17 protein-coding genes, 2 pseudogenes and 1 riboswitch are annotated in these 14656 nt (G+C 71.0%); of the genes and pseudogenes, 9 read left to right on the top strand and 10 right to left on the bottom strand.

Features of this window, described 5'->3' with window-relative positions; genetic code table 11:
* The first annotated feature begins 28 nt into the window (after positions 1 to 28).
* The 3 genes from HOQ23_RS14105 to HOQ23_RS14095 all read left to right on the top strand — a co-directional run bounded on the left by HOQ23_RS14105 (position 29) and on the right by HOQ23_RS14095 (position 2480).
* On the top strand, positions 29 to 949 hold the full coding sequence (locus HOQ23_RS14105; protein WP_172215251.1) for an oxygenase MpaB family protein: 921 nt from the start codon (positions 29 to 31) through the stop codon (positions 947 to 949).
* A 108-nt stretch (positions 950 to 1057) separates the two neighbouring features.
* Positions 1058 to 1642, top strand: a complete 585-nt coding sequence (locus HOQ23_RS14100) for a DinB family protein (protein ID WP_172215250.1) — start codon at positions 1058 to 1060, stop codon at positions 1640 to 1642.
* Positions 1643 to 1748: 106 nt separating this feature from the next.
* A riboswitch (cyclic di-AMP (ydaO/yuaA leader) is annotated at positions 1749 to 1893 on the top strand.
* Positions 1894 to 1895: 2 nt separating this feature from the next.
* Positions 1896 to 2480 carry a C40 family peptidase gene (locus HOQ23_RS14095; RefSeq protein ID WP_172215249.1) on the top strand — a complete coding sequence of 195 codons (585 nt, stop codon included), beginning with the start codon at positions 1896 to 1898 and terminating at the stop codon, positions 2478 to 2480.
* Positions 2481 to 2495: 15 nt separating this feature from the next.
* Here the strand turns inward: HOQ23_RS14095 and HOQ23_RS14090 are convergent, their stop codons facing one another.
* The 3 genes and pseudogenes from HOQ23_RS14090 to HOQ23_RS20965 form a co-directional block, all read right to left on the bottom strand.
* On the bottom strand, positions 2496 to 3284 hold the full coding sequence (locus tag HOQ23_RS14090; RefSeq protein ID WP_367650497.1) for a spermidine synthase: 789 nt from the start codon (positions 3282 to 3284) through the stop codon (positions 2496 to 2498).
* 45 nt (positions 3285 to 3329) lie between these two features.
* Positions 3330 to 4949, bottom strand: a complete 1620-nt coding sequence (locus HOQ23_RS14085; RefSeq protein ID WP_172215248.1) for an AMP-binding protein — start codon at positions 4947 to 4949, stop codon at positions 3330 to 3332.
* A 206-nt stretch (positions 4950 to 5155) separates the two neighbouring features.
* Positions 5156 to 5375, bottom strand: a pseudogene (locus tag HOQ23_RS20965) (hypothetical protein); the annotation flags it as partial.
* A gap of 3 nt (positions 5376 to 5378) precedes the next feature.
* Between HOQ23_RS20965 and HOQ23_RS21620 the strand changes: the two are divergent.
* The 5 genes and pseudogenes from HOQ23_RS21620 to HOQ23_RS14055 form a co-directional block, all read left to right on the top strand.
* Positions 5379 to 5606 (top strand): annotated as a pseudogene (locus tag HOQ23_RS21620) (solute carrier family 23 protein); the annotation flags it as partial.
* Positions 5607 to 5662: 56 nt separating this feature from the next.
* The gene (locus tag HOQ23_RS14070) at positions 5663 to 6724 is read left to right on the top strand and encodes a solute carrier family 23 protein (protein ID WP_172215246.1); all 1062 of its coding nucleotides are present in this window, start codon (positions 5663 to 5665) and stop codon (positions 6722 to 6724) included.
* Positions 6725 to 6878: 154 nt separating this feature from the next.
* Positions 6879 to 7241, top strand: a complete 363-nt coding sequence (locus HOQ23_RS14065; RefSeq protein ID WP_172215245.1) for a hypothetical protein — start codon at positions 6879 to 6881, stop codon at positions 7239 to 7241.
* Positions 7238 to 7669, top strand: coding sequence for a VOC family protein (locus HOQ23_RS14060; protein ID WP_172215244.1), 432 nt, complete (start codon positions 7238 to 7240; stop codon positions 7667 to 7669). Before HOQ23_RS14065 ends, HOQ23_RS14060 begins: the two co-directional genes overlap by 4 nt.
* A 145-nt stretch (positions 7670 to 7814) precedes the next feature.
* The gene (locus HOQ23_RS14055; protein WP_253945534.1) at positions 7815 to 8483 is read left to right on the top strand and encodes an ATPase, T2SS/T4P/T4SS family; all 669 of its coding nucleotides are present in this window, start codon (positions 7815 to 7817) and stop codon (positions 8481 to 8483) included.
* Here HOQ23_RS14055 and HOQ23_RS14050 read toward each other — a convergent pair.
* The 6 genes from HOQ23_RS14050 to HOQ23_RS14025 all read right to left on the bottom strand — a co-directional run bounded on the left by HOQ23_RS14050 (position 8480) and on the right by HOQ23_RS14025 (position 12529).
* A complete protein-coding gene (locus tag HOQ23_RS14050) occupies positions 8480 to 9337 on the bottom strand; it encodes a hypothetical protein (RefSeq protein ID WP_172215243.1) in 858 nt (285 codons plus the stop codon). The two genes, HOQ23_RS14055 and HOQ23_RS14050, sit on opposite strands and share 4 nt — an antisense overlap.
* A gap of 54 nt (positions 9338 to 9391) precedes the next feature.
* Positions 9392 to 9928, bottom strand: a complete 537-nt coding sequence (locus HOQ23_RS14045) for a hypothetical protein (RefSeq protein WP_172215242.1) — start codon at positions 9926 to 9928, stop codon at positions 9392 to 9394.
* The gene (locus HOQ23_RS14040; RefSeq protein ID WP_172215241.1) at positions 9925 to 10371 is read right to left on the bottom strand and encodes a hypothetical protein; all 447 of its coding nucleotides are present in this window, start codon (positions 10369 to 10371) and stop codon (positions 9925 to 9927) included. The genes HOQ23_RS14045 and HOQ23_RS14040 overlap by 4 nt, the downstream gene beginning before the upstream one ends.
* 197 nt (positions 10372 to 10568) lie before the next feature.
* Positions 10569 to 10976 carry a hypothetical protein gene (locus HOQ23_RS14035; RefSeq protein ID WP_172215240.1) on the bottom strand — a complete coding sequence of 136 codons (408 nt, stop codon included), beginning with the start codon at positions 10974 to 10976 and terminating at the stop codon, positions 10569 to 10571.
* Between the two features lie 82 nt (positions 10977 to 11058).
* Positions 11059 to 11412 (bottom strand): hypothetical protein, encoded by a 354-nt coding sequence (locus tag HOQ23_RS14030; protein ID WP_172215239.1) that lies wholly within the window; start codon positions 11410 to 11412, stop codon positions 11059 to 11061.
* A gap of 19 nt (positions 11413 to 11431) precedes the next feature.
* Positions 11432 to 12529: a hypothetical protein gene (locus HOQ23_RS14025; protein ID WP_172215238.1), complete on the bottom strand. Its 1098-nt coding sequence runs from the start codon at positions 12527 to 12529 to the stop codon at positions 11432 to 11434.
* Positions 12530 to 12977: 448 nt separating this feature from the next.
* Here HOQ23_RS14025 and HOQ23_RS14020 point away from each other — a divergent pair, with 448 nt between their 5' ends.
* Positions 12978 to 13607, top strand: coding sequence for a DUF4352 domain-containing protein (locus HOQ23_RS14020; RefSeq protein ID WP_172215237.1), 630 nt, complete (start codon positions 12978 to 12980; stop codon positions 13605 to 13607).
* Positions 13608 to 13637: 30 nt separating this feature from the next.
* On the opposite strand, the gene HOQ23_RS14015 is transcribed toward HOQ23_RS14020, so the two are convergent.
* Positions 13638 to 14396: a recombinase family protein gene (locus HOQ23_RS14015; protein ID WP_172215236.1), complete on the bottom strand. Its 759-nt coding sequence runs from the start codon at positions 14394 to 14396 to the stop codon at positions 13638 to 13640.
* Positions 14397 to 14656 lie beyond the last annotated feature (260 nt).

Genomic DNA, 14656 nt, shown 5'->3' with positions numbered 1-14656 from the left:
CTGGAGCATCTGCTCTAGTTTGGCCGGCATGGCTCCCCTCGCTGACGGCATCAAGATCCGCGGCAAGCGCTTCGGCGGCGTCTCGCGCGAGCACTGGCGTCGCGTCAACGAGGCGATGGACCCCGAGACGCAGTACGTCGAGATCTATCGCAACGTCGCGATGCACGAGTTCCCCTGGGACATGAACCAGGCGCTGAGCTTCGCGCTCTTCCGCACCTACGCGGTACCGGGGATCGGGCGGCTGCTCGACGCGACCGGGGAGTTCGAGGGCAACACCCAGAAGCGCTACGACGACACCGCGCTGCTGCTCGAGGTGCCGTTCGGGCGCGGCTTCGAGGACCCGGAGGCACGCGCGGCGATCCGGCGGATCAACCAGATGCACCGCTCCTACGACATCCCCGACCACGAGATGCGCTACGTGCTCAGCACCTTCGTGGTGGTGCCGAAGCGCTGGCTCGACGACTACGGCAAGCGGCCGCTGAGCGACGTGGAGCTGCGCGCGTCGGTGAACTACTACCGCGAGCTGGGCCGGCACATGGCGATCCCCGACATCCCGGACAGCTACGACGGGTTCGCGCGGCTGATGGACACCTACGAGGCCGAGCACTTCGCCTTCGACCCCGGCGGGCGCCGCGTCGCCGACGCCACGCTGGCGCTGCTGCTGACCTTCCACCCCTCCTTCGCCTCCCGCGCGGTGGAGGTGTTCAGCCGCTCGCTGATGGACCAGCCGCTGCGCGAGGCCTTCGGCTACGACGCCCCCTCGCGCCGCGTCGAGGTCCTCTCGCGCGGCCTGCTGCGCGCCCGCGGCATCGCCCTGCGCGCCTTCCCGGTGCGCCGCGACCCCAAGCGCATCGAGGACCTCCCCTGGATCCGCAGCTACCCCGACGGCTTCCGCGTCGAGGACCTCGGCACCTTCCCCGGCGGCTGCCCGGTCCCGCGCCACGGTTGAGTCGAGACTTCTGACGGTCGAGTCGAGACTTCTGGCGGTCGAGTCGAGGCAACCGGCCACTGGGGGTGGCCGGTGTCACAGTGGGGTCATCGACACCCGGAGGCCGCCATGACCGCGCCGCACGACTGGAACCGCTCGCTGCGCGAGCAGTGGGAGTTCCACTGGGACCACCAGCTGCGCCCGCGCCTGGAGGGGCTCACCGACGAGGAGTACCTCTGGTCCCCGGTCCCGGGCGCGTGGAGCCTCTACCCGCGGGGCACCTCGACCGCCCCGATCCAGGCCGGTGCCGGCGCGCTCACCATCGACTACGCCTACCCCGCCCCGGACCCGGCGCCGTTCACGACCATCGCGTGGCGCCTGGGCCACGTGATCGTGGGCGTGCTGGCGATGCGCAACGCCTCCCACTTCGGCGCCCCGCCCACGTCGTACGACGAGTGGGAGTACTCCGAGACCGCGGCCGGCGCGCTGGAGCAGCTCGAGGCCCAGCTGGGGGTCTGGCTGGCCGGCGTCCGGGGCCTCGGGGAGGACGAGCTGCTGGCGCAGGTGGGCCCGAAGGAGCCGTATCCGGACCTCGCGATGGCCGACCTGGTGCTGCACATCCACCGCGAGCTCATCCACCACCTCGCCGAGGTGGCGCTGCTGCGCGACCTCTACGCGCACACGGTGCTCGCCGATCGCGACCGGCCGCGCTGAACTGGACCTCGCCCCGAGGCCGGGCTACCGTCGTCGGCTTGACCTGAGCCCAGGTCGCCGACGCGCGGTCACGCCGAGTCCTGCCCGCCCGTGCGCCGGAAGCCTGACGGCGCGCGCGCCGCAGGGGCAGGAGTGGGGGACCCACATCTCCACGCGGTCCACGGACCGCTCGGGGCGAAGCCACCCGCGGGTGGCCGGGCACCTTCCGAGCCCGAGCCCGACAGCTCACCTCACAGGCGTGGGAAGGACAACCATGCACCCCACCACCCCCACCCCTGCCCGCAGGTTCCTCGCCGGCTCGCTGAGCCGCGGCACCCGGCTCGGCGCCCGTGTCCTCGGCGCCGGCGCCCTCGCCGTCACCCTGATCGGCGTCGCCCCCGCGCCGTCCGCCGACGCCGCCACCGGGTCCGGCACGACGCTCCAGGCCGTGGCACCGACCGCCCAGCCGGCCGCCCGCAAGAAGCAGGAGCGCCGCATCGGCAAGGCGATCTCCGTCGCTCGCAACCAGATCGGCGACCGCTACCGCTACGGCGCCACCGGGCCCGACGCGTTCGACTGCTCCGGCCTGACCAGCTTCTCCTTCCGCAAGGCGGGGTTCACCGGCATCCCGCGGACCTCCTCGGCCCAGGCCGGGTGGGCCAAGCGGATCCCGCGCGCCAAGATGCGCCGCGGCGACCTGGTCTTCTTCCACAACGGCGGCAGCGTCTACCACGTCGGCATCTTCACCGGTTTCGACAACGGCAAGCGCCGCATCATCCACGCGCCCTCGACCGGCAAGCGGGTCGAGCGGACGAAGATCTGGACCGACTCCTGGTTCGCGGGCACCGCGCGCCGCTGACCTGCGCAGGACGGGTCAGGGGGCGGGTGAGGGCTCCGTGTCGGCGTCGGTGAACGGCCGGCCGCCGCCGAAGGAGTCGCTCACCTGCCCCGCGTCCAGCACGCGGTACGGCGCCGGCGAGCTCGCCGCGCGTCGGGTCAGCTCCTCCAGCGGCACCGGCCCGCGGGCGGCGACGAGCAGCAGGTTGCCCCCGCGCCGCGCGCGCAGGGTGGCCGGCTCGGCGCTGAGCATCAGATGGGGCAGGCTGTCGCGGACCGCTGCCACCACCCGCCGGGTCCACGCGAACGGCGCCCGGTCGGCGAGGTTGAGCAGCAGCAGGCCGTGCTCACCGAGCGCCCGCGCCGCGAGCGCGGCCGCCTCCCGGGTGACCAGGTCCCCGGGCACCCGCCCCTCGGCGTACGCGTCGACGACGACCACGTCGGCGCTGTCCTCGCGCAGCGCGGCGAGCCCGGTACGGCCGTCGACGGGGCGCACCTTGATGCCGCTGCGCGGGGGCAGCGGCAGCTCCGCGCGCACCAGGTCGGTGACCTCGGTGGCCGGCTCGAGCACGATCTGCGCCGAGCGCGGCCGGGTCGCGGCGACGTAGCGCGGCAGCGTCATCGCCGCCCCGCCCACGTGCACCACCCGCACCGGCTCGCCCGCCGGCGCGCACGCGTCGAGCACGTCGCCGATGCGGCGTACGTAGTCGAAGGCCAGCCGGGTCGGGTCGTCGAGGTCCACGTGGGACTGGTCGTGCCCGTCGAGGCGCAGCACGTAGGCGCCGGCCCGCTCGGTCGGCACGATCTCGAGGGTCCCGGTGTCCACGGGCCTATCCTCGCAGCGGCGCCCGGCCGCGCGCCCCGCGAGGCGTCAGGCGGGGGTGGGGGCGTGCTCGCTCGCGACCGCCTTGGCCCAGCGGTAGTCGGCCTTGCCGGCGGGGGTGCGCTTGACCTCGGGGACGACGACCAGGTCGCGGGGGACCTTGTAGCCGGCCAGCGACTCGCGCGCGTGGCGCTGGACGTCCTCGAGCTGCGGCTCGCGGCCCTCCCGCGGGGAGACGACGGCGGCCACCCGCTCGCCGAGCCGCTCGTCGGGGACGGCGACGACGAGGACGTCGGCGATGTCGGGATGGCCGTGGAGGACGTTCTCGACCTCCTCGACGTAGACCTTCTCCCCACCGGTGTTGATGCACTGCGAGCCGCGGCCGAGGAAGACGATCGAGCCGTCGTGGTCGCGGTAGCCCATGTCGCCCAGCACCGAGCAGCGCCGCCCGTCGGGCAGGGTGCGGAACGTGCGGGCGGTCTTCTCCTCGTCCTTGTAGTAGCCCTGGGGGACCGGTCCGAGGCGGGCGATGAGGCCGACGTTCTCGGGCCCGGCGGGCACCTCGGCGAGCGTGTCGTCGACGACGAGCATCTGGTCGGTGGCCGGCACCCGCAGGTTGCCCCGCTCGTCCAGCGTGATCTCGCCGTCGTTGCCCGACTCCGAGGCACCGAAGTTGTCGCGCTGCATCGCGCCGGGGGCGAGCGCCTTGAACCGGTCGCGGCACGCCTGGGACCAGATCGCCCCGCCGGAGGTGATCATGAACAGCGCGGAGTAGTCGACCTCGTCCTGGCGGCGCTCCATCTCATCGGCCAGCGGCATGCCCATCGCGTCGCCGACGATGAGCAGGCTCTGCAGGCCGTCGTGCGCGATGCCGTCGACGATCCTCGCCGGGTCGAAGTCACGGAGCATGACCAGCCGGCCGCCGAAGATGAAGTAGAAGAACATCGCGTACGACGCCGCGCCGTGCATCAGCGGGGCCGCGATGAGGAACGAGATCGGCGGCATCGCCTGGGCGGCCGCTGCGACGGCCGCGAGGTCGGGGTGCGCGTCGCCGTAGGGGTTGCCGCCCGAGAGCGGCTTGTGGAAGAGGTCGTCGTGGGTCCACACGACGCCCTTCGGGTAGCCCGTGGTCCCGCCGGTGTAGAGGATGTAGTGCTCGTCCCCGGTGCGCTCGGCGAAGTCCCGCTCGGCCGGCTGGTCGCGCCAGCCGGCGAGGTCGACGAGCGCGACGCCGCGCTCGCCGGCCGCGGACACGAGCGCCGCGTCGGGCTGCCCGGCGACGTACACGGTGCGGAGCTGAGGGAGGCGGTCGAGGATCGAGGCGAGCACACGCTGGTGGGCGGGCTCCTCGACGACGACGGCGACGCTGTCGGAGTTGGTGAAGAGGTACTCCAGCTCCGCGGCGGTGTAGCGGTAGTTCACGTTGATCGGCACCGCGCGGATCTTGAGCAGGCCCACCATCGAGGTGACGTGCTCGACGCAGTTCTTGAGGAAGATCGCGACGTGCTCACCCGGCGCGACGCCGTGCGCCGCGAAGAGGTGGCCGACCTGGGTGGCCTCGCGGTCGAACTCGGCGTAGGTCAGGTCGCGACCCTCGTAGGTGAGGGCGACCCGCTCGGGCACGGCGTCGGCGACGGTCTCGAACACGGAGGCCAGGTTGAACTTCATGCTTGGGCACGCTAGCCAGGATCAGGCCCGGATGTGAGCCGAGTCACCAATAAAGTGCAACGCGTTCTGGTCGGTGTCCGGTTGATCGAGGGCCTCGACTCCCCGGCCGACGAGCCGGCGGGCGACGACGGGCCCGGGCGGGCAGGTCAGTTCCGGTCGACCAGGGCGCGTCGAGCCGGGTGCCTGGGGCCCCGCGCGGCGAGGTGGTCGCCGGGTACCCGCCCCTCGGCGTACGCGTCGACGACGACCACGTCGGCGCTGTCCTCGCGCAGCGCCGCCAGCCCCGTGCGGCCGTCCACCGGGCGCACCTTGATCCCGCTGCGCGCACGCGTCGAGCACGTCGCCGATGCGGCGTACGTAGTCGTTGGTCAGCAGGGTCGGGTCGTCGAGGTCCACGTGGGACTGGTCGTGCCCGTCGAGGCGCAGCGGATGAGCTCGACCCCCGACAGCCCTCGTTACGGTCTCGACGACCGACCACCGCTCAGGACGGCCGTGCCGCTGGGCCTGCAGCACGTCATGGTCATGATGGCCAGCAACGTCACCATCCCGGTCATCCTGGCCGCGGCGATCGGCTCCAGCGCCGAGGACACCGCGTTCCTGGTCCAGATGGCGCTGCTGGTCGCGGGACTGGCGACGCTCATCCAGACGATCGGCATCGGGCCGGTGGGCGCCCGGTTGCCGATCGTCCAGGGCACCACTTCGGCTTCCTGGTCGTGTCCGTGCCCCTGGCGCAGGAGTGCGGCCTCGGTGCCGTGTTCGGCGGTGCGCTCTTCGCCGGCGGCGTCCAGTTCCTCTTCGGGATGTTCTTCACCCGGATCCGGCACCTCTTCCCGCCGCTGGTCGCCGGCGTGGTCGTGCTCGTCATCGGCATCGGGCTCATCCCCACCGGCATCCTGCTCTTCGCGGGTGGGGCCGGCTCCGAGGACCTCGGCTCCCTGCGCAACCTCGGCGTGGCGACCGCGGTCCTCGTCTCGATCCTGCTGATCTACCGGTTCGGAAGGGGGTTCATGGCCGCTGCGGCCGTCCTCCTCGGCCTGGTGTTCGGCTACCTGCTGACCGCGTCGCTCGGGATGCTCGACTGGGACCGCGTGGCCGACGCGCCGTGGCTGGCCGCACCGCAGCCGCTGCACTTCGGGCTGGAGTTCCCCAGCGCTGCCCTCATCGCGATGGGTGCGATGGCGGTGGCGACCTCGATCGAGACGGTCGGCGACATCTCCGCGCTCACCAAGGCCGGTGACCAGCGCGAGCCGACGACTCGCGAGATGAAGGGCGGCCTCATGGGCGACGGCGTGGGCACCTCGCTCGCTGCGCTGTTCAGCGCGCTGCCGAACACGTCGTTCTCCCAGAACGTCGGGCTCGTCGCCTTCACCGGGGTCATGAGCCGGTTCGTGGTCACCATCGGGGCGCTGTTCCTCGTCGTGGCCGGGTTCGTGCCGAAGCTCGCGATGGTGATCGCGATCATCCCCGCGCCGGTCATCGGGGGCGCCGGGGTGATGATGTTCGGAATGGTGCTGGCCGCCGGCATCACGTTGCTGACCACTCGGCCGCTGACGCAGAACGACCTGATCATCATCGCCGTCTCCGTCGTCGTGGGGCAGGGGTTCGCCTGGCGTCCCGAGATCGCCGAACAGCTGCCCGAGAACGTCGCCGCGCTGATGACCTCGGGAATCGTGCCGGCCGCGCTGATCGCGATCGTCCTCTACTGGATGAAGCCCCGGGAGGAGCGGATGCTCGACGTCGACGTGCCCTTGCCGACAGCGGTCGACCCGGACTGACGCCGGCATCCGCACAGGCGGACGCCCGCCCGACCCCTCCGGCTAGGTTGGCCTGGCCCGGGTCTGCGCAAGGGAGTGAGTGACGGTGGTCAGCACGGAACCTGACAGGCGCAAGCGGCGTCTGAGACGGCACGACCCGATCGTCATCTCGCTGTTGGGGATCGTTCTCGGCGGCGCGTTCGCTGCCTGGGGGATCCACGGCTATGCGACCGCTCCGCGTCCCGACCGCACGGTGACCGGGCAGGTCGTCGACTCTCCCTGCTCCCGGGTCATCGAGTACGTCGTGGAGGGGAAGACCTACCGTCTCGACCTCGGCCGGCGCCGGTGCCGGGCGGCGCACCCGGGCCAGCCGATCGAGGTCTCGTATGAGTCCGCGCACCCGGAACGGGCCTTCGCGCAGGGCGACGCCCGCTGGGTGGAGCTGGGGACCGGGGTGCTCGGGCTGCTGGTCGCCGGCGGGACCCCGTTGCTGGCCTACCGACACCGACGGCGCCAGCGCCTAGCGTGTGCGCCATGACACATCCCACGCCCTACATCCACTTCCCCGGCACGGCGCGCGAGGCGTTGACGTTCTACGGCGACGTCTTCGGCTGCGGGGTCCAGGTGCGCACCTACGCCGACTTCGGGCGCGTGGACGGCCCCGCCGAGGCGGTCGCCCACGGCGTGCTGCGCGACGGGCCGGTGGCGCTCTTCGGCGCCGACGCCGGGGCCGAAGAGCCGCCGCTGCGGACCGAGGGGCTGATGCTCTCGCTGCTCGGCGCCGCCGAGCCGCGCGTGCTGCGCGAGTGGTTCGCCCGGCTGTCCGAGGGCGGCCGGGTGGTCGCGGAGCTCGAGGCGCGGGGGTGGGGAGACTTCGACGGCGAGGTCATCGACCGCTACGGCCTGCACTGGCTGCTCGGGTTCCAAGGCGACGAGGCCGACGAGGACGTCGAGGACGAGCAGTGAGTCGCTGATCCCCGGTCGTCGAGCGGCCCGGCACCCGGGCGGCGGACTCGTTGTCCACAGATCTGGGTAGAGGGGCTGGCCGCGGGTCGCTGGCTCGCCTACGGTCGGGCGCCACGAGTCCACTCGGGACGGGGCCACCATGGCGATGACGACGTCGAGCCGGCACACCCACACGCGCAGCGTGCTGGTCGACCTGCTCGACGAGCGGGTGCGGGACCTGGTCCGGCGCGAGGGTGTGGACCCGCAGCGCGACGCGGGTGTCGTACGCCGGATCGCCGAGGGCGTGGTCCGCGCGCACGACGAGCAGAGCCTGACCGGGCGGGTGGAGCCGGTGCCGGACGTGGAGGTCGTGGTCGGGGAGCTGGTGGCCCGGGTCGCGGGGTTCGGGCCGTTGCAGGAGTTCCTCGATGATCCCGAGGTCGAGGAGATCTGGATCAACGACCCCTCCCGCGTGTTCGTCGCGCGGCGTGGGCGCCACGAGCTGACCAACCTGATGCTGAGTGCGGCGCAGGTGACCGAGCTGGTCGAGCGCATGTTGAAGTCGAGCGGTCGGCGCCTCGACCTGAGCCAGCCGTTCGTCGACGCGATGCTGCCCGAGGGGCATCGTCTGCACGTGGTCCTGGAGGGGATCAGCCGCGGGTTCTCGGCCGTCAACATCCGCAAGTTCGTGCTGCGCGCGGCCCGGGTCGCCGACCTCGTCGAGCTGGGCAGCGTGACACCGCGGGCGGCGGCGTTCCTGGAGGCGTCGGTGCGGGCCGGGCTGAACGTCATGGTGGCCGGTGGCACGCAGGCCGGTAGGTTTCCAGTTGTTTAGTCGACCTCGGGGCGCCGCTGCACGACGCCGAGCGCGAACCAAGAGACGAGGGTCGCTGCGAGAGCGACACCGGCCCGCGCCTCCTCGTGCGTGACGTCCCTGTAGTCGTCGCGACCGTGGCGGTCTACGTGTCCCCGGTATAGGGACCGCATCATGGCGACCATCATCTGGCCGGTCGGCGCGTGCTGGTGTTCGCGAAGGGGAAGCCGCCAGTCCCCATGGTTCCGCATCACACCGGCCATGCTGCCTAGCGTGGCCTCGTCATTGTCTGGCTCGACGAGGGGCTTGGCCGCTGCTTCGACGGCGCGGACGGCGTCGGCGTACGCGCCGGGGTTGTCGGGCTCAAGGGCGTGCACTTTGCCCCAGGCGCGGGCGAGAATCTGGCCCGCCGTGCCGGAGTTCTTGATCGTGTCCTCGACCATGTCCTGGACACCCTCGGGCTCACGCGCGACGAGCCCCGGCTTACCCATTCGCTCACCCACCATCCACTTGGACTTGGCCAGGGTGAGGGTCTTGTTTAGCTCGTCAACGCGTATGCCGTACCAGCCGGAGGAGAGCACGGCATCGACCACGCGCAGCAACTTCTCGGGCGGCATTTTTCGCAGTAGCTCGGTGTACGCCTTCCAATCCAAGTGGGACTGCTCCGCCAGCCCCATACGCACCTCGGTCCGCATCTCCAGTTCGCGCGTCCGGGCAGTGATCACCCAGTAAGGGTAATCACTCGATGCCAGGGCGGGCCGAAGCCAGGCGATCAGCGGCTCCCGGAGCTTCTGTGGCACCCCGTCGGCCAGGACTCTGTACTGCGAGGTCTCGTCGTCGCTCAGCCCGAAGGGCGCCCACTCAGCCGTCGTCACGTGAGGACGGTACAAAAGACCACCGACACTCGTTCATGGAAACCTGCGAGTGGGTCATCCGGAGTAGGTCGGGTCCAGTTCCACCCACCCGGTATGGCCGGTGTTCTTCTGGTGCAGGCCTATGCCGCCACTGTTGCTCACCAGGGCGCACTCGGCACAGCGCCTGCGCCGGTACGGCGCCGGTGCGGCTGCACGACGACGCGTGACCATGGCCTTCGGCTTGCGCCGCCGCACCGGCCTGGGAGCGACAGGCAGCGCGAGGAGCTTTCGCAGGACTGGCATAACCGCAACATCGATGAAGCGGTCCGACGACAGCCGCTCAACCGCCCTCGCGGTGAAGGTGGTGTCGTCCAACGCCGCGTAGTAGGCGAAGTCCAGCTCCGCCCGCACCGCCTGTACGACCACCGACGTGTCGATGCGGTGCAGCGCGCCGGAGGACAACCTCCACTTCCACACACCCTTGGCTGCGTGGTGCGTCCTCATAGGGTCCAGCGCTTCGCTGTCGTAGGCATAGCGCGGCCCGAGGCGCTCGGCCAGCCACGCGCCCACGTCGGCCTTCTTGCCGGACCGGAGATCGGCGAACTCGCTCACAGCAGGTCCAGCCGCTCCAGGTCGCGAAGAATGTGCTTCGGCGGACGGCTGCTTACGACAGGTGCCTCCGGTTCCTCGACCAGCTCGGCGTCGACCACGTCCCCAATGAGGTCTTCCTCGGAGTCGTCGGCGACGCCAATCAGGTCCTCCCACTCCGACGCCCGCTGGGCGCGGTCTAGGCGCTCCTGGGCCTCGTCTCGAGCCGGAGGCAGGGCCTCGACGTGCACCGGCCTCGGCGGCGCATACACGTTGGGGTCCGAGAGGATGTTGCGGAAGAGCTTCTCGATCGGGTCGTCGGTGGCGACGCCCTGCAGCACCTTGCTCGTCGGCGCGAGCCCGCCCCGGTCGAGGAGGTCCTGGATCGCCTTCAGGCGGACGCGGGCGTCGCCGTTCTCATCGAACGCCAGCTCGCGCAGCGCCTTGGCCGCGTCCTCGACGCTCATCTGGATGCGGGTCGCCGCCGCAGCCTGCACAGCCGGAGCGAGTCCACCGTGCTGGCTGCACACGTTGGCGCCCGGCACCGCCTCGCGGCGACACTGCGAGCCGTCCCGCTTCAAGCTCGCGGTGCAGCGGAGGACGTGGGCGGGGCGACGGGTCGCCCACCAGTCCTCGGAGTGAGTCACGCCCCGGCCAGGCATGGCTACCGCCACACCAGGTCGCACGCGGTGACGTCGTTGAGGACGTCGTGGCAGTAGCCGCACGTGGTGACAGCCACGACCGAGGCGCCCATCGGCACCCACAGGTCGTAGCTCCGCATCCCGCGCCCGATGGGGTTGCGGCAGCGGTCGCAGTCCGTGGCACGGTGCTTCGGCGGGCTCATGACCGCCTGGATCAGCGGCACCGCAGGCAGGTCGAGGTTGGCGAACCGGAGGAGGGGCACGCCGAAGGCCAGCTCGGGGGCGAGAGGCCCGCCGAGAGCCGCGAGGGCGGCGTACTCGGTGTCGTCGTCGGCCAGGGCGGCGGTGTTGGGCTCGGCCCACTCCACCAGCTCGGCGCCGTCGCGGATCGCGTTTTCGATGATGTCGGTGGGGTTGGTGGCCATGGTCATCGTGACTCCTTCGGGGTGGCTTGGAGCGGCTTGGAAGCCGATCCGGTGGAGGTCCAAGCCAGGCCCCCACCGGACCGGTGCATCAGACCCGGACGACGAGCCGGGTGGCCTCGGCGGTGAAGCCGACCGGGGTGTCGGTCTCCTCGGTGCCGAGCGAGCCGTCGGCGGCGGCGCTGTACGCCGTGCCAGCGGTGAGGTCCTCGACGTCCACGACCTCACCGGAGGTCATGACGTCGACGGGGTCGCCCGCGTCCATCGGGTGGTCCACCACCAGGACGCCACGGACGCCCGAGTTGCCGGCACCCACGACGACGCGACCGTTGGCGTTCAGGCCGACGCCCAGCGGGACGCCGACGTTCTCACCGGTCAGCGCCGCGTCGAGCTTCGCGCGGAAGCCGCCGGACTTCGGGTCGTACTTGTCGTATCGAGCAGCCACGTCCGCTGTCCTTCCTGGCTCAGCCGACGTACAGCGCCGGGGGCGCGTACGTGGTGTTGGTGGTGATCTGCATGACGAGGCCCGCGAGGCGGTGTCGGACACCGGTGCCGAATCCACGGGTCCAGTAGCTGTCCTGGAGCGGGTACGTCTCGGCGCCGGGGATCAGCTGGAGGCCCTGGATCCGCTCGTGCTGGCGGAACATGATCGGGTTGCTCGGCACGAGCGAGCCGCCCGACACCATCGCCGCGACGTACCCGGCAGGGATGCGGCTCGACTCGATGACGAGCGCCTCGTCGTAGCTGCCCTTGACGGGGAAGCCCGCGAACGTGGAGGCCACCTGCGAGCCGACCAGGTCGCCCTCGTTGGCGAAGAACCGCTGACCCTGCGAGGGGATGAAGTCGGCTCGTGCGCCGCTGGCGACCCGGAAGCCGCCGATGACGTTGGCCTCGGCCGCGTTGACGAAGAGGACGATCTGCGAGCCGTTCTCGGCGCTGTAACCGTGGCTCTTGAAGTCGTCGAGGATCTCGTCCAGGTCCGCGCTCGCGACGGTGTCCGCGTGGGAGGTCCGGTAGTGGGTGTGCGAGCCGTTGAAGGTGTTCCCCGCGTACTCCGGGGGCACCCAGCCGTCGCCGTTCGCGAACGCGAACACGTCGTAGACGGTGTTGGTCTTCCGGTCGGTGACCTTGCGGTTCGCCGGGTTGAAGATCGTCCGCATGACCTCACGGAAGATGAGGTCCTGGTCGGCGGCGAGGATCGCGTTGGTGCTGGCCTCGATCTCCGCGGAGGTCGCGTCGGCCAGGTAGCGCCAGGTCGCGGCCCACCGGTTGTCGTACCACTTGAAGGTGGCGCCCATGTTGAGCGTGTCGTGCGCCGTCCGCTTGCTCGTTGCGATGCCGTACTCGCTGGCCTCCTCGAAGGCCGCGTCACCCGCGCCGAGCGTCTGCAGGACCGAGACGACCGGGGCGCTGGTGTTGTACGTGAACAGATCCAGGAACCGCTGCTGCTGCTCGTTTGCGAGCTGCGCGGCGGCGGTGAGCTCGTCGTAGAGCTCGTTGATGTCGCGACCGTCGGCGGTGGTCCGCCGAACGTCCGCCCAAGCGTTGTATCCGCGAGCCATGGTGGCTTCTCCTTGCGGGTCGGGTGAGTCGGTTAGGGCCGGTGCTCCTGCACCACGCAGGAGCCGAAGCTCGACTGCGTCCTGGGCGACTGCCCGCGCCCGCGAGGGCGCCTGGTGGGTTGGCCTACTGGCCCGCGCCCACCTGCGCGTGCTGGCCGACTGAGCGACCTGAGTCGAACGATAGGCCGGATGCGCGCCTCGCGGTAGCTCAATGAGGCCCCGTGGGGAAACACCACCGCCCGCGACCGGCTGAACGGTCGCGGGCGGCGAGGTCAGCCGGGAGATGGCTGCACCGAGAGGGCCAGGGATGAGGACCGCTCGGGATGAACGATGGGGCATGGGCGCTGCAGCGACAAGCTCAGTGATCTGAGCGGGGGATCGGGCGATCTCCTGCGGGCCTTTACCTTCTGCTGCTTCGATTACGGCCATGCGAACGAGGTTGGCGGCAGTGGCTGTAGTTCTTCTCGCGCTCTCGGGCTGCGGGAGCGACGATGACAGCGAGGTGGGCGAGACGGCGCAGGCCAGCGGCTCAACCGGCTCGGCGTCCCCCTCGGAAGCCAGCACGCCGACGCCCGAACCGGAGCCAGCGGTCGACAACTACGGTGTGGGCGACCGGATCAAGGCTCCGGGGTTCGTGATGACGATCCGCAACGTCCGCAAGGCGGAGACCTTGGAGGTCAACCAGTCGGGCTACCAGTCGGGCAGCGGTTACGAGACTTGGACTCAGCAGAAGCCCGCGCGTGGCGGCACGTTCGTCGTGCTGGACACCGTCATCAAGAACAACTCGACCGAGTCGATGGACCTGACGTGCAGCTTCCCCATCGACATCAAGGTCTTCAACGAGGACTTCCAGGAGTACGACCCCGTCCAGAGCCTTCACGAGATGCGGGATAACCCCGAGTGCAACGCGCAGCTGCAGCCGGGCTTTACCTCCGAGATGACCTACGCCTTCATGGTCCCGAAGAAGGCGAACATCATCGGCGCGCTAGTGGATGTGGGGCTGCTCGGTAACGAGGTTTCGGACCCGCAGCTCGTTGCGCTCGATCCGGCGTATGACGGCACGCTGACTATCGGTTGAGTCAATGAGCGAGGACTTTGGCGAACGGTCCTAGTCGGCGGGTGAGCCGTGAGCACGGACGGAGCGGCGGTCCGCTCGGTAGGCACACTGCTCCGGCGTGAGCGCGGCCTCTCGGGCGAGGATGCGCCCGACCACGGGCTGCGTCCACGGCCCGCCGTTGCGGGTCGGGTGGCCTTCGGCGTTGAGAGCTTCCGCGACCTCGGCCTGCCGCAGCCCGTCGGCTCGGAGGTCACGCATCAGGGCGAGGACCGCCTGCTCGGCGGGCACCGGGAACAGCTCGCCGTCGGCGGAGCGCCAGCCGTACGGGGCGGGACCGTTGGCGTGCTGGCCCTTGCGGGCCTTGGCGCGGCGCCCGTCGCGCAGGCGCTTGACGATCACGCGCCGCTCCAGGCCAGCGAAGACGCCCGCCATCTGCCGCATGGCCGTGCGCATCGGGTCGTCCGGGTCGTCGCGCTGGACCTCGCCGTGGAAGGTGAAGACCGTGGCGCCGGGCGTCAGCCACACCTGCGCGAGCACCGCCTCCTGGACGGTGACCTCGCGGGCGAGCCGGTCCAGGTCGCGCATCACGAGACCGTCGAGAGCGCCCGTCTCAAGGGCTTCCAGGGCCTCGGCCAACCCAGGGCGCTCGGTGACCGGGAGCGCCCCGGAGCGGCCCGCGTCGGTGTAGACCGCGAGCACGTGGTGGCCGTGGGCCTCGGCCCAAGCTCGCCCGTTCCGCTCCTGCTCGGGCAGGGACTCGCCGTCCACCTGGCCGGTGGTGCTGACGCGGGTATAGATGCCGACGTTCATGGTCGCTCCTCGGGTAGCCGTAAGCCGGTCCTGTAGGACTGGCTTACGACGAACTCTCTGGCCGGGCCAGTGGGGTGACAACCGAGCGCCGGAGGGCTTCTCTCTCGCGCGTGCGTGAGGGGTGCAGCGTGCGCCGGGCGTCCGGCTAGGTCCGCGCGGCTCGTCCGCCCACCATCCAAACCACCCGGCCTCCCCGCCCACTGGGCAGCTCGCAGACACCCGGACGAGCCGCCCGGTAGCCCGGTACGTCCGGTACGCGT

It is taken from the genome of Nocardioides sp. zg-DK7169, assembly GCF_013155365.1.
Classification (GTDB): domain Bacteria; phylum Actinomycetota; class Actinomycetes; order Propionibacteriales; family Nocardioidaceae; genus Nocardioides.
This window is presented reverse-complemented; position numbering and strand designations above follow the sequence as displayed.

What these genes read in the sequence shown, in the direction of transcription:
- HOQ23_RS14105 (WP_172215251.1), top strand. Translation starts at nt 29, where the DNA reads ATGGCTCCCCTCGCTGACGGCATCAAGATCCGCGGCAAGCGCTTCGGC.
- HOQ23_RS14100 (WP_172215250.1), top strand. Translation starts at nt 1,058, where the DNA reads ATGACCGCGCCGCACGACTGGAACCGCTCGCTGCGCGAGCAGTGGGAG.
- HOQ23_RS14095 (WP_172215249.1), top strand. Translation starts at nt 1,896, where the DNA reads ATGCACCCCACCACCCCCACCCCTGCCCGCAGGTTCCTCGCCGGCTCG.
- HOQ23_RS14085 (WP_172215248.1), bottom strand. Translation starts at nt 4,949, where the DNA reads ATGAAGTTCAACCTGGCCTCCGTGTTCGAGACCGTCGCCGACGCCGTG.
- HOQ23_RS14060 (WP_172215244.1), top strand. Translation starts at nt 7,238, where the DNA reads ATGACACATCCCACGCCCTACATCCACTTCCCCGGCACGGCGCGCGAG.
- HOQ23_RS14055 (WP_253945534.1), top strand. Translation starts at nt 7,815, where the DNA reads ATGACGACGTCGAGCCGGCACACCCACACGCGCAGCGTGCTGGTCGAC.
- HOQ23_RS14040 (WP_172215241.1), bottom strand. Translation starts at nt 10,371, where the DNA reads ATGAGCGTCGAGGACGCGGCCAAGGCGCTGCGCGAGCTGGCGTTCGAT.
- HOQ23_RS14035 (WP_172215240.1), bottom strand. Translation starts at nt 10,976, where the DNA reads ATGACCATGGCCACCAACCCCACCGACATCATCGAAAACGCGATCCGC.
- HOQ23_RS14025 (WP_172215238.1), bottom strand. Translation starts at nt 12,529, where the DNA reads ATGGCTCGCGGATACAACGCTTGGGCGGACGTTCGGCGGACCACCGCC.
- HOQ23_RS14015 (WP_172215236.1), bottom strand. Translation starts at nt 14,396, where the DNA reads ATGAACGTCGGCATCTATACCCGCGTCAGCACCACCGGCCAGGTGGAC.